Origin of the sequence: Solwaraspora sp. WMMA2056, assembly GCF_030345095.1 — a bacterium.
In the GTDB taxonomy this organism is placed as follows: domain Bacteria; phylum Actinomycetota; class Actinomycetes; order Mycobacteriales; family Micromonosporaceae; genus Micromonospora_E.
The window spans coordinates 508865-526355 of the sequence record NZ_CP128360.1 but is presented as its reverse complement, the minus strand read 5'-3'; the positions used below and the strand labels follow the sequence as shown (position 1 = coordinate 526355).

Annotated in this window: 15 protein-coding genes; 12 read left to right on the top strand and 3 right to left on the bottom strand. The window is 66.7% G+C overall.

Annotated features, from left to right (window positions below; translation table 11 throughout):
• Nucleotides 1-54: 54 nt before the first annotated feature.
• Entirely contained in the window at nucleotides 55-327 is a 273-nt protein-coding gene (locus tag O7608_RS02490; RefSeq protein WP_289208444.1) for a hypothetical protein, read from the top strand.
• On the opposite strand, the gene O7608_RS02485 is transcribed toward O7608_RS02490, so the two are convergent.
• Nucleotides 308-1444, bottom strand: a complete 1137-nt coding sequence (locus O7608_RS02485; RefSeq protein ID WP_289208443.1) for a PEP/pyruvate-binding domain-containing protein — start codon at nucleotides 1442-1444, stop codon at nucleotides 308-310. The two genes, O7608_RS02490 and O7608_RS02485, sit on opposite strands and share 20 nt — an antisense overlap.
• A gap of 163 nt (nucleotides 1445-1607) precedes the next feature.
• Between O7608_RS02485 and O7608_RS02480 the strand changes: the two genes are divergently transcribed.
• The 4 genes from O7608_RS02480 (at nucleotide 1608) to O7608_RS02465 (ending at nucleotide 4614) form a co-directional block, all read left to right on the top strand.
• Nucleotides 1608-2204: a transcriptional regulator gene (locus O7608_RS02480; RefSeq protein WP_289208442.1), complete on the top strand. Its 597-nt coding sequence runs from the start codon at nucleotides 1608-1610 to the stop codon at nucleotides 2202-2204.
• Nucleotides 2205-2213: 9 nt separating this feature from the next.
• Nucleotides 2214-2816: a histidine phosphatase family protein gene (locus O7608_RS02475; protein ID WP_289208441.1), complete on the top strand. Its 603-nt coding sequence runs from the start codon at nucleotides 2214-2216 to the stop codon at nucleotides 2814-2816.
• Between the two features lie 65 nt (nucleotides 2817-2881).
• Nucleotides 2882-3826, top strand: a complete 945-nt coding sequence (locus O7608_RS02470; RefSeq protein ID WP_289208440.1) for an ATP-binding cassette domain-containing protein — start codon at nucleotides 2882-2884, stop codon at nucleotides 3824-3826.
• On the top strand, nucleotides 3823-4614 hold the full coding sequence (locus O7608_RS02465) for an ABC transporter permease (RefSeq protein ID WP_289208439.1): 792 nt from the start codon (nucleotides 3823-3825) through the stop codon (nucleotides 4612-4614). The genes O7608_RS02470 and O7608_RS02465 overlap by 4 nt, the downstream gene beginning before the upstream one ends.
• Here the strand turns inward: O7608_RS02465 and O7608_RS02460 are convergent.
• Nucleotides 4532-7663 carry an ATP-binding protein gene (locus O7608_RS02460; protein WP_289208438.1) on the bottom strand — a complete coding sequence of 1044 codons (3132 nt, stop codon included), beginning with the start codon at nucleotides 7661-7663 and terminating at the stop codon, nucleotides 4532-4534. The two genes, O7608_RS02465 and O7608_RS02460, sit on opposite strands and share 83 nt — an antisense overlap.
• 177 nt (nucleotides 7664-7840) lie before the next feature.
• Between O7608_RS02460 and O7608_RS02455 the strand changes: the two genes are divergently transcribed.
• The 4 genes from O7608_RS02455 to O7608_RS02440 are packed head-to-tail and all read left to right on the top strand — an operon-like array spanning nucleotide 7841 to nucleotide 11069.
• Nucleotides 7841-9061: a cytochrome P450 gene (locus O7608_RS02455; protein ID WP_289208437.1), complete on the top strand. Its 1221-nt coding sequence runs from the start codon at nucleotides 7841-7843 to the stop codon at nucleotides 9059-9061.
• Nucleotides 9058-9843 carry an FkbM family methyltransferase gene (locus O7608_RS02450; RefSeq protein ID WP_289208436.1) on the top strand — a complete coding sequence of 262 codons (786 nt, stop codon included), beginning with the start codon at nucleotides 9058-9060 and terminating at the stop codon, nucleotides 9841-9843. The genes O7608_RS02455 and O7608_RS02450 overlap by 4 nt, the downstream gene beginning before the upstream one ends.
• On the top strand, nucleotides 9840-10568 hold the full coding sequence (locus O7608_RS02445) for a thioesterase II family protein (RefSeq protein ID WP_289208435.1): 729 nt from the start codon (nucleotides 9840-9842) through the stop codon (nucleotides 10566-10568). The genes O7608_RS02450 and O7608_RS02445 overlap by 4 nt, the downstream gene beginning before the upstream one ends.
• A gap of 9 nt (nucleotides 10569-10577) precedes the next feature.
• On the top strand, nucleotides 10578-11069 hold the full coding sequence (locus O7608_RS02440) for a hypothetical protein (RefSeq protein ID WP_289208434.1): 492 nt from the start codon (nucleotides 10578-10580) through the stop codon (nucleotides 11067-11069).
• On the opposite strand, the gene O7608_RS02435 is transcribed toward O7608_RS02440, so the two are convergent.
• Entirely contained in the window at nucleotides 11066-12328 is a 1263-nt protein-coding gene (locus O7608_RS02435) for a cytochrome P450 family protein (RefSeq protein WP_289208433.1), read from the bottom strand. The two genes, O7608_RS02440 and O7608_RS02435, sit on opposite strands and share 4 nt — an antisense overlap.
• Nucleotides 12329-12634: 306 nt before the next feature.
• Between O7608_RS02435 and O7608_RS02430 the strand changes: the two genes are divergently transcribed.
• The 3 genes from O7608_RS02430 to O7608_RS02420 all read left to right on the top strand — a co-directional run bounded on the left by O7608_RS02430 (nucleotide 12635) and on the right by O7608_RS02420 (nucleotide 17457).
• Nucleotides 12635-15265, top strand: a complete 2631-nt coding sequence (locus O7608_RS02430; RefSeq protein ID WP_289208432.1) for a helix-turn-helix transcriptional regulator — start codon at nucleotides 12635-12637, stop codon at nucleotides 15263-15265.
• Between the two features lie 503 nt (nucleotides 15266-15768).
• Nucleotides 15769-16584, top strand: a complete 816-nt coding sequence (locus O7608_RS02425) for a cytochrome P450 (protein WP_289208431.1) — start codon at nucleotides 15769-15771, stop codon at nucleotides 16582-16584.
• A 78-nt stretch (nucleotides 16585-16662) separates the two neighbouring features.
• Entirely contained in the window at nucleotides 16663-17457 is a 795-nt protein-coding gene (locus O7608_RS02420) for a phytanoyl-CoA dioxygenase family protein (RefSeq protein ID WP_289208430.1), read from the top strand.
• The last annotated feature ends 34 nt before the right edge of the window (nucleotides 17458-17491 follow it).

Here is a 17491-nt window from a genome sequence, read left to right as displayed (position 1 = left end):
GCCCAGTTGAGGTTGATCCCGAGCCAACCTATGGTTGACGATATGTGCCCTGACGTGAGTAGCGCGATTCAGTTTGACTACTTGATCGAGAGGATCCAGGAGGGCGGCGAGGATCCGCTACAGCGCCTCGCTACTGCGGTCCAGGTATCAGGAGACCTCGAAGCCTGCGCCCGAAAACTGGTTCAACAGTTCGTCGAGCAGGCGCGCGGATCTGGCGCCTCATGGACGCAGATCGGGCTCACCATGAGCATCAGCAAGCAGGCGGCCCAGAAACGGTTCTCAGCCCGAGACGCCGACAACCCTCGGATCAGCAACCAAGGCGTGTGACCCTGCCGGTGCTCCCGTCCACCTCGACGTGCGCGCCGTCGTGCAGAGCTGTCGTCACGTCCGGGATCGCCAGGACGGCCGGTAGACCCTGCTCGCGGGCCACGATTGCGGCGTGGGAAAGGAGGCCGCCGGTTTCGGTGACGACTGCGGCGACGACGCCGAACAGCGGTGTCCATGCCGGATCGGTGGTGCGACAGACGAGTATGTCGCCGGGCCGGACGCGGGGGAAATCGGCGGGGCCGCGTACTACACGCGTCGGTCCTGTGGCGAGACCTGGACTTCCGGGCGTACCTCTGAGGGCCTTACTCTCCTTAACGGCGACCGTGTGCGCGGCGGGCAGAGCGCTGGTCACCGGGCGTGACTGAAGGATCCAGATCCGGGAGCCGGAGATCGCCCACTCGATGTCCTGCGGGCCGCCCAGTAGATCGGCTATCTGCCGACCGAGTTGTACGAGTCGGGTGACCTCGTCGTCGGTGAGGCAGAGGCGATCTCGGTCGGCCGGTTCCACCTCGCGGGTAACGGTGCGATCGATCCGGGTCTTCTTCGTGCCGAGCGCCCGGTGGGTGACGGCCCCGCCGGAGACCACCCACGAGTCCGGTGTGACGTGGCCGCTGACGACACTCTCGCCCAATCCCCAGGATGCCTCCAGCCGGGTGTCGTCGCCGGTGAACATCACCCCGGCGACGTCTGCGTCCACTAGTCGTTGCACAAGTACGGCGATTGTCGGCGACTGAGCGTTCCCCTGCCGGCGCCGGTACGCCACTGCGCGCTCAGACCACAGCGAAGCCCAGCACCTGCGTACCGCGTCGGCCACCTCATCGGGGCCGCGTACGCCCAGGAAGGTGTCGTGCTGGCCAGCAGCGGTCGCGTGGGCAGTGTCTTCGCTGGTCGCCGACGAGCGTACGGCAAGGTAACCGTCGCCGATCTGGAGCAGCGCCTGAGTGATCTCGTCGACCAGATCGGCCGAGATATCGCCGTCTGCCTGCTCGTACGCGGAGGTCGGTATCACGAAACCGGGTGGGATCGGCAATCCCGCTTGCAGGAGCCGGGCCAGCACGGCGGCTTTGCCGCCGGACGTCGCTGCTTCGGCGTCGGCCAAGTTGATCAGCAACACCATCTCCCCTCAGACTCCCGTGCATCCTACAGGGAACCATTGGGGGAATTGATGCGACTTTGTATGGATTGCGTGTGCCACGTTGACGACCTGTGCGTGAGGCTGGATGCTCACTGGCATGACACATGCCTCATCACCGGATCTGTCTGTCCTGCACACTGTACGGGTGACCGGGGTGACCAGTGACGCGGCGGTCTCCCGACGGACTGGCATCGACCAGGACGCAGCCTCCGAGTTGCTGCGGGACTTCGAAGCCTACGGGTGGGTGACGTACGTCGAGTTCGGAGCCACGAGCGGGTGGACGCTCACCGAGCTTGGCCGTGACGAGGACACCAGGAAACTCGCCGAGGAACTTGATCAGGCTGGTGCCCGAGAGGTCGTCGAACGGGTACACAAGGAGTTTGAGATTCTCAACGGACGGGTGGTCCGGGCCTGCACCGACTGGCAGTTGCGGCCTACCGAGACCGACCGGTTGGCGTCAAACGATCACAGCGACCCGCAGTGGGATGAACGGGTGCTGGACGAGCTCAGGGCGACCAGCGGGGATCTGACCCGGCTGGTCGGCGGGCTCGCCGGCGTGCTGGCTAGGTTCGGCGGCTACGACGACCGGTTCGACGCAGCACTGACCCGTGCCCGTGCGGGGGAGCGACAGTGGGTGGCCGGGGTCGGAGTCGCGTCGTGTCACGCTGTGTGGATGGAGCTACACGAGGATCTTCTGTCGACACTCGGAATCCCCCGCGGTGCCGAGCCGAGAACGCGATAGGTTCCCCCTATGGCTACTCGATACCTCTACTTGGCACGACACGGCGCGGCTGACGCATTCGGTGAGCTCACCGACGTGGGGTACAAACAGGCCGATCTTCTCGGCCGGCGGCTCGCCGAGTTGCCGATCGACGCGGTGTGGCATTCGATGCTGCCGCGCGCCGCCGCGACCGCGCGCGAACTGGCGAAACACCTGCCGGACGTGCCGGTGGCCGATGCTGCCGAGCTCATCGACCATGTGCCGTACGTTCCGAACGCGGACGAGATGCCCCACGCGTGGGCCGGCTTCTTCGACGGCTTTGACGAGGCTGAGGCCGCGGCGGGTCGGCGGACCGCAGAGGCCTTGGTGGCGAGGTTCACCAAGGCTCCCGAGCGCACCGGGGCGGACTCCCACGAGGTGCTCGTCACGCACGCGTACCCGATAGCGTGGCTGGTGCGCGACGCGCTAGAGGCCCCGCCCACCCAGTGGCTCGGCCTGGATAGCGCGAACACAGGCCTCACCGTGATCGAGTACCGGGTCGGGCTGTCACCCACCCTGGTGATGTTCAACGATCAGAGTCACCTGGCGGGTGATCTGCGCTGGACCGGATTCAGGGCGACCGTACGGCCCTGAGCCGGCCGTAGTCGGTGTGAGCGTTCTGTGCGTGGTCTGTGATCCGCCTGCGGCAGCCTTTAACCATGGACTACGCATTCCAGACCGAGGGTCTGGTCAAACGCTTCGGCAAGAAGACCGCGCTCAGTGGGCTCGACCTTGCTGCACCCGCTGGAAAGGTCCTGGGTGTGCTCGGGCCCAACGGTGCCGGCAAGACCACAGCCATCCGTATCCTGGCGACCCTGCTGCGGCCAGATGAGGGCCGCGCGGTCGTCAGCGGTCTGGATGTCGTGACCCAGGCGTCCCGGGTACGGCGCCTGATCGGACTGACCGGCCAGTATGCCACCGTCGATGAGGAACTGACCGCTTTCGAGAACCTCGTGATGGTCGGGCAGTTGCTTGACATGCGCAAGGCGGAAGCCAGGTTCCGCGCCGACGAACTGCTGCGGCAGTTCGACTTGCATGAGTCTGGGAAGCAGCGGGCCTCTGCGTTGTCCGGAGGCATGCGACGTCGCCTCGACCTCGCGGTGAGCCTGGTAGGGCGACCGCACATCGTCTTTCTCGACGAGCCCACCACCGGGCTCGACCCTGGCCGCCGTGAGGATCTGTGGCGGCTGGTGCGCAGCATGACGGCCGATGGTGCGACCGTGCTGCTGACGACGCAGTACCTGGAGGAGGCGGACGCGTTGGCTGACTACATCTACGTGATCGACGACGGACGGGCTATCGCCGACGGAACGCCTGCTGACCTCAAACGAATCGTGGGCGGACAGGCGATCGTTGTGCGGCCGGTCGATCCGCGGCATACGGACCTGGTTGTGGGGGTGCTGGAGCAGGTCGCCGGGCGGCGCGCCGAACCGGTCGACCGTGGCGTTGTCACTGTGCCAGTAGACGATGACCGAGTCCTCCCCGAGGTAGTTCAGCGCCTTGCTGCCGAAGGCGTACGGCTAGCGGAGTTCTCGCTGCGCCTGCCCAGCCTCGACGAGGTCTTTTTCACCCTGACCGGCCGATCCGCGGAGGTGCGGCGATGACCACCACCGAAACCTATCGGCCTCGGCCGCTCGGGCTGCTGCGGCACAGCGCCGTACTGGCCAAGCGAAGCCTCGTGAAGACTAGGCGTAATCCCGGCTATCTGGTCAACGGGGTGATGACCCCGGTGATCTTCCTGGTCCTGTTCCTGTACCTGTTCGGGGGGGCGGTGTCTGGGTCCACCGACAGTTACCTGCAGTATCTGTTCCCTGGGATTTTGGTGATGACCACCAGCCTCTCCGGGATGCTGGCCACCGGGCTGAACCTCAACATCGACGTGAAAAAGGGCATCTTCGACCGCTTCCGGAGCCTGCCCATCGGCCGCGCGGCGCCGCTGCTTGGAAGCGTGGCGGCCGATGTGATCCGGTACGTGATCGCGGTGATTATCCTGTTCGGCATCGGATACGCACTCGGCTTCCGGGTGCAGACCGATCTACTGTCGACGCTGGCGGCCGTGCTGCTGGCCGTCGCGTTCGGGTTCTGCCTTAGCTGGGTGACGGTCTTCTTGGGCGTACTCGTCCGGGACGAGGGCGCGGTGCTCGGCTTTTCGTTCGTAGCATTCCTGCCGCTCGTGCTCGGGACGAGCCTGTCGGCGCCCACCGACACCCTGCCGGGATGGCTTAGGGCGTGGGCGAACGTCAATCCCGTCACGCACGCCATGGACGCCTGCCGCGCGCTGCTCAACGGAGGTGGTGCCGGTGAAGCGGTCAGCCAGACCTTGATTTGGTCGGCTGTCCTACTGGTGATCTTCTGCCCGTTGGCCGTGTTTGCCTACCAGCGTCGGGAATGATGGTGTCGGCGAGGCTTCGTTGGATGAGGGCCAGGGCCGCGACGGGTTCCAGGCTGCATGCGTCCTGGTAGCCCCTCGTGTCGAGCTGCTCGCCCAGCCGGCGCTCGAGTAGCAGGACGTCGGCGTCGGCCGTACCGGTGAGCGCTCGACTGGCACCGAGCACCTCGGCGGCCGCCGCCGGCGAGCCGGCATTCAACAGCAGGGCCGCGACGCCGGCGCCGACCGTCGCACCCATCGGAACGTGCGGCATCGCCGCGATGAGGTCTAGGCCCTCACGCAGGTCCCGCGCTGCGGTGTGCAGGTCGCCGCAGGCAACGGCCAGGTGGCCGGCGGAAAGCCGGTACAGCGAACGGAACACTAGATCCTGCTGGGCTTCGCGGTCGTTGGCAGCGTGCCGCAACTGGCGGGCGGCGGCGTCGAGGTCGCCCTCCTGGCGGCATAGGTCGGCCAGGAATATCCGGGCGGTGGACGCGTAACGGTTGGGCGGTGCCTCCACGATGCTCAACAGCTCGGCGCGTGCGCCCCGCACATCGGCGGTTCGCAGCCGTACGACCGCTAGCCAAAGTCGTTGCTGGCCGTTGCTGCCCAGGCCGTGCGCCAGTTCCGTCGACTCCTCAAGCGCGCGCTGGCTGGCATTCAGGTCGCCGACCATCAGCCGGGCGTCGCTCATGCTGAGCAGACACATAGCGAGCGCCCAGCGGTCCCCGGCCCGGCGGAACCCGTCCTCGGCGCGGGTCAGCGCGTCGCACACGTCGGCGGGTTCCCCCCGTTTCGCGCTGAGGAACGACCGGATCCACCAGAGAAGGGCGTACTCCCAGGAGTCGGTCTCCGGGCGGTCCGAGGCGGACGCCGGGCCAGGGTCGTCGGAGGTGAGCGCCAGCAGCGCTGCGGCCAAGGGCTCGTCCGGCTTCAGCATGCCGCTATCAATTGCCCAGTGCCGGGCATCCCGCATCGCGTCGTGGTCGCCGCCGAGAACACTACTGAAAAGCAGACCGATCGCAGCCGTACGGCTGCGATCGGTCTGCACCAGGCCGGGCACACTCAAGGCGCGGCGCAGCCGCTCTGTCGCCTCGGTGTGTTCGCTGTTGATCACCCAGGCGTACCAAAGGGCGGCGGCAATCCGGACTGACGTGTCCGCATCGCCGAAGTCGGTCGCGAAGCGTAAGGCTGCGAGTAGGTTTCCGCTCTCAGCGTTCAGACGCAGCATCCACAAATGCTGTTCCGGTCCGCGCAGGTGCGGTGCCGCTCGCTCAGCCAGCGCTAGGAAGTGCGTCGCATGATCGCGCCGTAACCGCAGCACCTCGCCGGCCTCCTCCAGCCGCTGGAAGGCGTACTCCCGGATCGTCTCCAAAACGACATACCGAGGTTCGGGACAGTCTGCGAGCGCGATCAGGGATCGGTCGAACAGGACGTCGAGCAGTTCCGGAGCCACCCCGAGTGACTCAGCAGCAGCGGCGTCGAAAGATCCCGGGAAGATCGACACGTTCCGCAGGGCCCGCCGTTCGGGCTCGTTCAACAGGTCCCAACTCCAGGTCACCGCAGCGTGCAGCGTCTGGTGCCGGGACAGGGCAGTCCGGCTGCCGCCGGTGAGCAAGCGGAAACGGTCGTCGAGGCGGGTGGCCAGATGTTGGATCGACATGGACCGTAGCCGGGCGCCGGCCAGCTCGATGGCGAGCGGCAGGCCGTCCAGCCTTCGGCAGGTCTCTACGATGTGCCCGATGTTCTCTTCGGTCACCGAGAACGTGGGGGAAGCCGCCCTGGCTCGCTCGACGAGTAGCTGCACCGACGGGAACTCCATCGCCTGAGCGACCGGTGCACCCGTCGGGGGTACCGGTAGCGGCGGCACCGGGCTGAGGGTCTCACCAGGGATCATCAGCGGTTCTCGGCTGGTCGCGATGACCCGCAGTCTCGGACAGCCGACCAGCAGTCTCTCGACAACCCTGGCCGCCTCGGCGATGACATGCTCGCAATTGTCCATAATCAGCAGGGTCTCGGACGAGCCTAGTGCGGCGACCAGCGCGCGAACAGGTTCGACAGGTCGGTCGGCCTGCCGTACACCCAAGATATTGATCAATATTTGAGGTACGTCGCTGGCGACGGTGGCCGTGGCAAGCGAGATCAGCCAGACTCCGTCCGGCGTCCGGTCAGCCAACTCCGCCGCAATCGTAGTCGCCAGGCGGGTCTTGCCTACACCGCCGGTTCCAACCAACGTCACCAGACGTCGCTCCCGCAACTGGCCGTGGATCCGGCGTCGTTCTTCGGTCCGGCCGACGAAGGACGTCAGGGGCGCACCGAGGTTGCTTCTGTTTCCGTCCGTGTCTCGGTCGTCGCGCAGGACTGCCAGATGGGCCGCACGCAGTTCGGGCCCCGGGTCACTGCCGATCTGGTCGGCTAGAAGGCGCCGGTAGCCTGCGTACCTGCGTAGCGCCTCGGACTGACGGCCGTCAGCGTGTAGCGCACGGACCAGCAGCGCGTATAACCGCTCCCGTAACGGATAACTGGCCGTCAGCGCTTCGAGTTCCGCGACCAGGTCCGTTGCCCCGCATGCCAGATCCGCCGCGATGCGGTCCTCGAGCGCGGTAAGTCGTAGTTCTGTGAGCCGGGTGACCTCCTGGGTCGCGAACGGCATGTCCTGTACATCGACCAGAGGCTCCCCGCGCCACAGGGTGAGCGCCTCCCGGAGTACCCGGCCGGAGCGCGCCGCGTCGCCCTCGCGGAGTCGGCGCTGACCCTCCTGCCGCAGTTGCTCGAAGTGCGTGACGTCGACCGAGGTCGGGGGTAGCCGCAGCCGGTATCCACCTTGAGTGCGCTCTAGCAGGCCAGGCTCGGGCAGCGTCTGGCGCAGCCGCGAGACGAGTGCCTGCAGAGCGTGTGTGCTGTCGGTGAGCCGGGTATTCGGCCACAGCGACCGGGTCAGGGACTCGGTCGACACCACCCGACTCGGCTCCAGCGCGAGCCGGATCAACAGCGCGCGCAGCCGAGCGCCACCGATTCGCACGTCCACCTCACCAGCGGTCACCAGCAGCGGACCGAGTATGCCGACGCGCATGGTGCAAGTTTGCCATCAATGCCGACTGGTCGCGCGCGGCACGACCGGGGTTGCTCCGGGTACACCCGGGTACACCCCAGGGAAGCGCGGCACCATATAGGGAAACTCTGGGGGTGTGCTAGGGAAGCGCAGGGGACATCATGAGGTGGCTCACTTCGGTCTAGGAGATCAATTCGTATGCCTCTTGGCCAGTCTGACTCCACCACGTACGCCAGCGAACTGTGCGATCCCGAGCTGTACCAGCAGGGGAATCCAGAAGACCTGTGGCGGCGCATGCACGCGGCGGGACCGGTTCACGAAGGCGTATTCGAGGGCCGCCGTTTCCACGCCGTGGTCTCGCACACGCTGATCTCCCGGGTGCTCAAGGATTCGAAGGGGTTCTCCTCTGAAGGGGGAATGCGGCTCGACCAGAATCCGGCCGCTACCTCGCTCGCGGCCGGCAAGATGCTGATCATCACAGATCCGCCACGGCACGGGCGGATCCGGCAGATCATGAATTCGGTCTTCACGCCGCGCATGGTGGCCCGCGTCGAACACAACATGCGTGCCACGGCCGTAGACATCGTCGACCGGGCGATCGAGGAAGGCGAGTGCGACTTCACGAATGTAGCCGCACGGCTGCCGCTCTCGGTCATCTGCGACATGCTAGGTGTGCCGCCGGAGGACTGGGACTTCATGCTGGACCGGACCATGGTGGCGTTTGGCTCGGACGGGGCCGACGAGCTTGCGATGGCGGAGGCGCACGCCGACATCCTGTCGTACTACGAGGATCTGATTCGTCGCCGCCGCCGAGAGCCTCGCGATGACGTGGTCACCGCGTTGGTAAACGGGGTCATCGACGGCACCGAGTTGACCGACGAGGAGATAATTCTCAACTGCGACGGCCTGATCTCCGGCGGCAATGAGACGACCCGGCATGCCACGGTCGGGGGGTTCCTGGCCATGCTCGACAACCCCGATCAGTGGGCAATGCTACGCGATGACCCCGGGCTGCTGCCCGGCGCGGTCCAGGAGATTCTACGGTTCGCCAGCCCAGCGATGCACGTCTTGCGGACCGCCGTCACGCCGACCCGGATCGGGGAGCACGCGCTAGATCCCGGGGATCCGGTTGCGCTGTGGTTGTCGGCAGGCAACCGCGACCCCCGGGTGTTCGTGAACCCGGATCGTTTTGACATCACCCGGAGTCCCAACCCGCACGTCGCTTTCTCGACCGGAGCGCATTACTGTCTTGGGTCGGCCCTGGCCAGGACCGAACTCACGGTTCTATTCGAGGAATTGCTGCGTCGGGTAGGTGGCGCCGAGTTGGTCGGAGCTCCCCAGCGTACGCGATCGATACTGATCTGGGGTTACGACTCGGTCGTCGTACGGCTTGTAACCAGAACGGAGCGTTGGCGATGACCGGCTTACCCACCGTTGGACGCCGCCAACTGCGGCTGCCCGACGGCCGTCTGGTGTGGTGCACACGGCCAGGCGAGGCCTCGCTGATGTGGCGTGAAGTCAGCGGCGACGGCTTCTACCGGCGCGCCGCGCGACAGCTGCGCCCGGACGGCGTGATGTTCGACATCGGAGCGAACGTCGGACTGGTGTCGATCGCTGTCGCCGCTGCGAATCCGGATGTACGGATCATTGCGGCCGAACCGGTGCCCGACACGTTCGAGTGCCTACTCGCCAATCTCGGCCAGTATGTCCTTGGCGGTGTAGCGGTGCGTACCGCAGTCGCCGCCACCGCCGGCGCGCAACCACTGACCTACTACCCCGACGCGCCAGGCAACTCCAGCCTGTATGCCGACCGGCAGGCGGACGACGCCCTCACCCGAACCTTTATGCGCAACGGCAGTGTGGACGAAGAGTCAATCGACCTGCTCATCGGAGGGCTACACGAAGGCCGAACCATCGAGGTTCCGGTCACAACGGTCTCCGGCCTGTTCCGCGAATACGGCGTCGAGCGCGTAGCGTTGCTGAAGGTCGACGTGGAACGCGCCGAACTGGACGTCCTGCGTGGCATCGAGGCGGCCGACTGGCCTCGGATCGACGCCGTCGTCGCCGAAGTGCACGACGAACAAGGACGCCTTGCCGAGTTCTGCGACCTGCTAGCGGCGGCGGGTATGTCTGTGGAGACTCGGCAGGATCCGAGCCTGGGCGGAACTGAGCTGTACGAGGTGTACGGAGACCGGTCGTGACGGCGGCGACCCTGGTGACGCTCGGCGGCTCGGCGGCTCGCACGCTTGTATGCATCCCGCATGCTGGTGGCAGCGTGGTGGCGTTCCGGGCCTGGGTCCGGGGCGCTGCAGCAGCGGGCCTGGCGGTCCGAGCTGTCCACTGGGAGGATGAACCCGGCCGGTCCAGTATCGAGTCCCGGGCCGACGCGCTAGCCGCGGAGCTGCAAGGCATTGCCGAGCCCTGGGTGCTGCTGGGGCACAGCCTCGGGGCGTTGATCGCGGCGGAGACTATCCGGCGGATCACTGGCCCCGCGCCCGAACTTGTCGTCCTCTGCGCTGCAGCTCCGCCTGGCTACCCACGCGACTTCCCGGCTGGCGTGCTAGCCGCCCCCGAGGCTGCGATGGTCCAGTACGTAACGCGGCTAGGCGGCACGCCCGATGACATTCTCATGAATCCGGATTTCCGGCCACAGCTACTCGAACATCTACGGAACGACCTCAACCTGATCGAGCGCTACGAACCGGCCTTCGACGGGCCGTTGACATTGCCGGTCTCGGTGTACGGCGGTGCATCCGACGCCTCGGTCCCGATCGAGGCGCTCGGCGGCTGGCAGGCGTTCGCCCGGAAGGCCCGGGTGCGGATCTTTCCCGGCAACCACTTCTTCCTGCATGGCAGGCCAGCTGAGGTATGCCGGGAGGTGGCTGCCGACTGCATGCGGACCAGCCCAGATCGTCTGGGCGGGTAGCATCGAGCCGTGCCCGAGTACACACAGCCCGCTCTGGCCCGGCTCGTCCTCGCAGACCGGGCGCGGGACGTAGTCGACGACGCCTTAAGGCTCGTTCCGACCCTCGACGACGGGCAGCGCCCACCCGCTGAGCTGCTGATGGAGGCACTCCGGGTTCGCTCGCAGGCCGACAAGCTGGTTACTGCAGCCGTGCTGAACGCCCGCGCCCGAGGCGCCAGTTGGTCGGAAATCGCAGTCCTGGTAGGCATCCGCACCGAGTCGGTCGCCGAGCGCTGGCTCCCCGACGAGCAACGCTGGAGCGCCGGGCTCGCCCAGCCGCTGCGGCAGGAACCCGGTGAGGAACTGCCGCAGCTCGTGATACCGCAGGCGGCGTACGCCCCGGAGGTCTACGCCCGCGATCTTGACAACTGGGCCCTGCGCCACATCGACGAAGTTGAGCATGAGCGGTGGCGAGGTCTGGGCAAAGATCTCAAGCGTCCAGTCTCGGGCGGCCTCGACTAAAGCCGCACCGGCAACTCGGCGAGCTTCCGCATGCCGGACACTGCGTGCCACTGGAGTTGCTCAGCAGGCACGGCAAGAGCCAAGGCGGGGTGGCGGTCCAGCAGCCGGCTCAGCGCAATCTCGGCCTCTCGTCGGGCAAGCGTGGCACCGAGGCAGTAATGCGGGCCAGCGCCGAACGAGACGTGCGCCTCACCTCGGACGTCGTGCTGCCGGGCGATGTCCAGTATTCCAGGGTCCTCGAACGCACGCGGATCGTAGTTGCCGCCACTGAGTGCCACCGTAACGGCGTCGCCGGCCTGAAACGTGCCCCAACCGAGGTCGACGTCCTCGGTGGCGTATCGCATCCGGGACACCAACACTGGCCCGCACCAGCGCAGCAGCTCCTGTACGGCCTGTGGCATCAGCCCCGGGTCGGACCGCAGCAGGGCAAGCTGATCCGGGTGGGTCAGCAGCGCCCAGATACTGTTGGCGATGAAGTTGGCGGTGGTATCGTGCCCCGCGATGACCAGGCTGAGCACCATAGTGACCAGCTCGCGCTCGGAAAGGCGGTCGCCGTCGGCGTTTCGGGCCTGGATAAGGTCACTGATCACATCCTCGCCGGGCTCGGCACAGCGGCGCCGGACCAGGTCGTACGTGTAGTCGACGAGCGGTCGCAGTGTCTGGCCCAGTGCCTGCTGGTTGAACGAGAGGTCATGGGTCCAGCGCAGCCACGCCGGCCGGTCGACAGCCGGCACCCCGACCAACTCGCCAATGACGTGGATTGGCAGCGGATACGCGAAGTGCTCCAGAAGGTCGGTCACGCCGGCGGTGCCTTGCTCCGGTAGGGCGTCGATCAGGTCGTCGGTGATGCGCTCGATTCGTGGGCCCAGTTCCTTGACTCTGCGCGCCGAGAACGATGGTGTCACCAAGCGGCGCAGCCGGCTGTGGTCCTTGCCGTCGCTGTCAAGCAAGGTGTCCGTCAGGTAAGGGATCAGCTCCTCATCGAGGCCGAGTCGCCGCATGGCGTTGACTTGCAGCAGGGGGGCGTGTTCGCCGGGAACTGATGCGGGGTTGTTCGCGAAACGTGCGTCGCCGAGTACGGAACGGACGCCGTCATATCGCGCGACGATCCACATCAATGATCCTTCGACGGACCGAATCGGGCAGGCGGGGCCCTGTTCGCGCAGGTGTTCGTAGGCCGCGAGTGGATCGGTAGAAATCGACGGCGCGGCATTCTGGTAGGTGCGATTTTTGGCCGTATTCCTGCGAATATTGCCCATTTGTATCCTCGGGTCTTGGGAATCAGATTGCATTCCCTGCGCACTTCGGAGGACTGCTTCGGCGGCGTCGGTGCCCGTAGCTACTGGCACCGTGTGCGCTGCTGGCGGTCAGGGTCGTGTAGCCCTACGGGATAATTCTAACGGACCGCCGGGTCAGCACAACTGTCCGACCAGGCGGGATGGAGTGATTAAGTTCACATATCTCACTGACCCGTAGTGTTGTCTAGTATAGAATCAAGTCTATTGACTTCACCTGGAGGCGACACTCAAGGTGTCCTTCTATAGCGTTGCGGGGGCGCTTCCGCCATGGTGCTTTCTCTATCTGAAAAAAGGCCCATCACTCTTGTTGGGCGGGACGTCGAGATTTGGCAGGTTGAACACAACTTGCGACGGCTTAGTGCTGGTCACGGTGGAGTCCTGGTCATCGAGGGGGCCGCCGGGTTAGGCCGGTCCAGCCTCCTCAAATTGCTGCATCAGCGGGCGTCCGAGGAGGACTTCTGTGTGCTGTACGCACGGGGGAACGAGTTCGAGAGCGACATGCCGTTCGGGGCCGTTGCCCAACTGCTGGAGCTGGCCGTCTCCGTCCGCAACGCGGAAGATGCTCAGAGGACCGCCTGGCCGAGCGTACTCAGCCAGCTGCGAAGAGAACTGCTGGAACTCGCGGGCGACCGGCGTCTGGTCGTTGTGGTGGACGATGCCCACTGGGTGGACGTGCCGTCGCTGCGGTTTCTGAGCTACTTGGGCGTCCGCGTCGACCGCTCCCCGGTGTTGCTCGCCGTCGCCCTCGATCCGGCTGACCGGGGCCCAGTTGCTGACTGGCTGGGCAGCGTGAGCGTCTTGCTGGAGACGACGATCCTTCGGCTCGCCCCGCTCAGCGAAGCGGCCACCCACCGCTTGGTGTCGGCGTCTCTAGGGGCGGCGAGTTCGCCGGAGTTCGCCGCTGCTTGCTTCGCCGCCACCGGCGGCATCCCTTGGCTGCTGCAAGAGGTGCTGGCAGAGGTCGCTACCGGCCGGTTGGGATCACCAGAGGAGGCGCTGTCTGGCCTGTCTCGGCGACCACCGGTCCGGGTGATGCGCCAGGTGTTTCGGCGCTTGCAGGGCCTCCCACGGTCCTCGCTAGCCGTCGCCCGCGCCGTCGCGGTATTGGGCGTGGCCGAGGACCCGGTGGTCGTATCCCGAACCGCGGACCGGCCCGAGGCCGAGGTTGACGACGCGGTGACCGCGCTGGTCGAGTCAGAGGTGATCAAGGACGGCGCGGCTCTTAGCTTCGCGCAGCCCATGTTGCGTAGCGCGGTGTATGCAGGGATTCCGGCATTCCTGCGCGGCCGCTTGCACGCCCGCGCCGCGCAGGTGCTGGCTGAGACCGGTGCTTCCTCCGAGGCGGTCGCCGAGCAGTTGGCCAACGTTTCAACCGCTGTGGTTCTCCCAGCAGCCAAGGAACTAGGAGATGCGCGGTCGCGGATCCGCCCGGCCTCCAGACAGCTTCGACCCGTGTGGGGTGAGAGCGTCGGGGAGCGCGCGGTGGTGGCGCTGGAGTCCGCCCGGACTCTCACCCTCGATTGCCAGTTTGACCAGGCGGTCGCGACCTTGGAGGCGGCGATCGCCGGGGTGCGTGATCCTGCCCTCGGCGCACGTCTTGAGGCGACAGCGGTGTGGATTGCGCAGCTCTCCCTGGCGACCCGGGATCGTGGACGGGAGCTGCTGGAGAGGCTCGGACGGCCGCACCTCGCAGACAAGGCGCTGCTCGAGGAGGTCGTACGGGGAGCCCCAGCTGAACACATCGGATCGCTCACCGCCGACCTGCTCTACCGGCCTGGAATCCCGGCCGGCGACAGCGTCGGGTGGAGCGCTGGTCTGGTGGCGGTCGCGCTGCTCGCGCAATTCGACCGATTGGCCGAGGCACGGCAGGCGGTGCTGACCCTGAGGAGCACGGCGATCCAGGCCAGTACCACGCTCGCCGGGCTCGACCTGTGCCTGCGGGCTGCGGTTGACTATCAGCTGGGCGACATCGCGGGTGCCGCTGACCTCGCCCTTCAGGTGCTCTCCGGCACCGACGGTCAGCGCCCGGCCCGAATGGTCCGGGCCTTCGCTGCGGCAGTCCGGGCCGAGGCACTGATCTCGCAGGGTGCGTTGGACGCGGCTGCCGCGACAATCGAGAAGGCCGGCCTGATGGACGATGGCATGGCGGGCACCATCGCGATCCTTCCGCTACTACGCTCCCGCGGCCGCCTGCGGATCGCTCAGGATCAGCTCGACGAGGGCCTCAATGACTTGCTCCGGGGCCGCCAAGTCGCCGTCGGCCTAGGATTCACCCCAGGGGCATGGGTGGGCTGGTCATCTGCGGTCACCGCGCTTCACCGCCTCGGGCGTACTGAGGAGGCGCTCGCCATGGCACGAGAGGAACTGGCCGGTGCCCGCTTGAGCGGCGCGGCCGCGCCGCTCGCCGCCGCGCTGCGGACCCTGGGGTTGCTGACCCCAGGGCCGGCTGCACTGCCTCTAATGCGGGAGGCGGCCGGCCTGATGGAGGACTTCCCGGGGCGGATGGAAAGGGCTAGAACCCAGCTGACGTACGGTATCGTTCTGCGTCGCGTAGGCAAGGGCGCGGCGGCGCGGGAGCAGCTGAGGCAGGCTGCCCAGACGGCCGCCATCCACGGTGCGCACGTCCTGAACCGCCGAGCTGTCGACGAACTGCGTTCGATCGAGACCGGCCCGGTGGGCCGTCGACCTCATGCAGTACTGACCCCCCAGCAGCAGCGGGTGGCCGAGCTCGCTGCGGAGGGCATGCAGAACGAGAAAATAGCCCAGGAACTGTTCGTCACGGTGAAAACTGTCGAGTGGCATCTGACCCAGGCGTATCGGAAGCTCGGCATCAAGTCCCGCAGTGCGCTCTCACCCGTGCTCGTGGCGAGAACCCTGGACTACGCAGAGTCTGCATGAGATTACCCTGGGGGCTTGCTGGGGTGCGCCCCTAGTGCGGTGAGCGACCCGTCCTCGCAAGGATTGCCACGGACCTTTTGGCGACACGATGACGGGGCGGCGCGAGTTGTATGGACCTTCGGCATTCCGATATGGATGCGGCACCTACGTACTCCCTGGACGGGGGACGCTCGCTGCACCGGTGGCTAGGTGAGATGCGGCGGCACCACCCGGTTCATCAGGATCCGCTCTCTCGGCTGTGGACGCTCTACCGATACCGCGACATCACGCAGGCCACTGCCGACCCGGCCGCCTTCTCCTCGGAGCTGTGGCGGCATCTGCCCGGCGAGATGAGTACTGGAGCTCTGACCGCCGGCAACCTCACCGCGATGGACCCGCCCCGGCACCGCCTCGTACGAGACCTGGTTAGCCGTTCCTTCACCGCTCGCGCGGTCGCCGCGCTGCGGCCCCGGATCACCGCGATCGCCGATGAACTGGTCGGTGCCGTGGCCGACCGCGGTGAGATGGACGTGGTCGCCGACCTGTCCGATCCGCTGCCCGTCCAGGTGATCGGCGAGCTGCTCGGTCTGCCGGCGGCGGACCGGGCGCTGTTCGGCGAATGGGCCCGGCGCATGCTCTCGTTCGACAAGGCTGGCCTGACTGACCAGACAGTTCGCAAGAGTGTCGCCGACACCCAGAAGGAGCTGCTGTCCTACCTGCGGGCGCACTGCCGGCGGCGCCGGGCGAACCCCAGGGACGACCTGATCAGCCGGCTGAGCCGGGCGGAGATCGACGGGGAGCGGCTCACCGAGGACGAGGTGGTGAACTTCGCCAACCTTCTCCTACTTGCCGGGCACGTGACCACCACGCTGCTGCTGGCGAATATCGTCCTGACCCTCGATGAGTACCCCGGCGCGGCCGCCGAGGTGCGAGTCGACCGCAGGCTGATTCCGAATCTCATCGAGGAGACCCTGCGATACCGGCCGGTCATCGTCAGCAACACTCGGGTGACCACCCGCGCGGTCACGGTGGGCACCGAGCGGCTGCCGGCAGGCCAATTCGTGGCGCTGTCGTTCATCTCCGGCAACCGCGACGAGCAGCACTTCACCGACCCTGACCGGTTCGACCTCCACCGTGACGCCCGCAAGCACCTAGGGTTCGGCCACGGCATCCACTACTGCCTGGGCGCGCCGTTGGCTCGTGCGGAACTGGGGATTGCGATCGAGGCGATGCTCGACCGTTTCAGCCGGTTCGAGGTGACAAGCGCTCCTGTCGACTACTACGACACCCCCGCGGTCGCCGGGCCGCGTTCCCTGCGAATCGCCTTCCGGCATCGCTGATCCGGCCACCTTCGATCGCCGCACATGACGCGATCGCTGTCAGCACATCCTGCTGACCGAATCCACGCAGAGAGAGCTATGAAACTCACCAAGGAACAGCTCGCGACCTACCACAACGACGGATACCTGCTGCTGAATGACGTGTTCTCCAGCGACGAGACCGAGACCGTGTGTATCGCGCTGAGCGAGGACCAGCGTGTGCCGGGCCCACATCGCATCACCGAGGACGACGGCGTAACCCTGCGCTCGATCTATGCCTCGCACGCCCGTCACCCGGTGTTCGCGCGGTTGGTGCGCAGCGAGCGGCTACTTGGCCCTGCTCAGCAGATCGCAGGGGAGGACCTCTATGTCCACCAGATGAAAATCAATTCAAAGCAGGCGTTCGGCGGCGAGCGGTGGGCGTGGCACCAGGACTACATCGTCTGGCGGGACGTCGACAACATGCCGGCCCCCTCCCAGGTGAACGTGGCGATCTTCCTCGACGACGTCACCGAGTTCAACGGCCCAGTGATCTTCCTGCGTGGCTCGCACCGGCTGGGAACGCTGGAACGCCCAGGGTCCACCGAGGGCCACGAATCCGGCCACATCGACCCGGACGAGTACTCGCTGACCCCGGCCGAGCTGGCCGACCTGGTCAAGCAGCACGAGATGGTCAGCCCGAAGGGCACGCGCGGCGGGGTGCTGCTGTTCAGCTCGCAGATCGTTCACGGGTCCGGCACCAACATCTCGCCGTTCGCCCGCCGCCTGCTGATCCTCACCTACAACCCGGTGTCGGACGCGCCGCGCCCGGTCGGCGCCCCGCGCGCGGAGCACCTGGCCGGCCGCGACGCCACCCCGCTCGTGGTCGACAGGGGTCCCCTCGACCGCCACTGACCGACCTTTCCGGCGCCCCGACGAACCGATGGAA

What these genes read in the sequence shown, in the direction of transcription:
- O7608_RS02485 (WP_289208443.1), bottom strand. Translation starts at nt 1,444, where the DNA reads ATGGTGTTGCTGATCAACTTGGCCGACGCCGAAGCAGCGACGTCCGGC.
- O7608_RS02475 (WP_289208441.1), top strand. Translation starts at nt 2,214, where the DNA reads ATGGCTACTCGATACCTCTACTTGGCACGACACGGCGCGGCTGACGCA.
- O7608_RS02470 (WP_289208440.1), top strand. Translation starts at nt 2,882, where the DNA reads ATGGACTACGCATTCCAGACCGAGGGTCTGGTCAAACGCTTCGGCAAG.
- O7608_RS02465 (WP_289208439.1), top strand. Translation starts at nt 3,823, where the DNA reads ATGACCACCACCGAAACCTATCGGCCTCGGCCGCTCGGGCTGCTGCGG.
- O7608_RS02460 (WP_289208438.1), bottom strand. Translation starts at nt 7,663, where the DNA reads ATGCGCGTCGGCATACTCGGTCCGCTGCTGGTGACCGCTGGTGAGGTG.
- O7608_RS02455 (WP_289208437.1), top strand. Translation starts at nt 7,841, where the DNA reads ATGCCTCTTGGCCAGTCTGACTCCACCACGTACGCCAGCGAACTGTGC.
- O7608_RS02450 (WP_289208436.1), top strand. Translation starts at nt 9,058, where the DNA reads ATGACCGGCTTACCCACCGTTGGACGCCGCCAACTGCGGCTGCCCGAC.
- O7608_RS02435 (WP_289208433.1), bottom strand. Translation starts at nt 12,328, where the DNA reads ATGGGCAATATTCGCAGGAATACGGCCAAAAATCGCACCTACCAGAAT.
- O7608_RS02430 (WP_289208432.1), top strand. Translation starts at nt 12,635, where the DNA reads ATGGTGCTTTCTCTATCTGAAAAAAGGCCCATCACTCTTGTTGGGCGG.
- O7608_RS02425 (WP_289208431.1), top strand. Translation starts at nt 15,769, where the DNA reads ATGGACGTGGTCGCCGACCTGTCCGATCCGCTGCCCGTCCAGGTGATC.
- O7608_RS02420 (WP_289208430.1), top strand. Translation starts at nt 16,663, where the DNA reads ATGAAACTCACCAAGGAACAGCTCGCGACCTACCACAACGACGGATAC.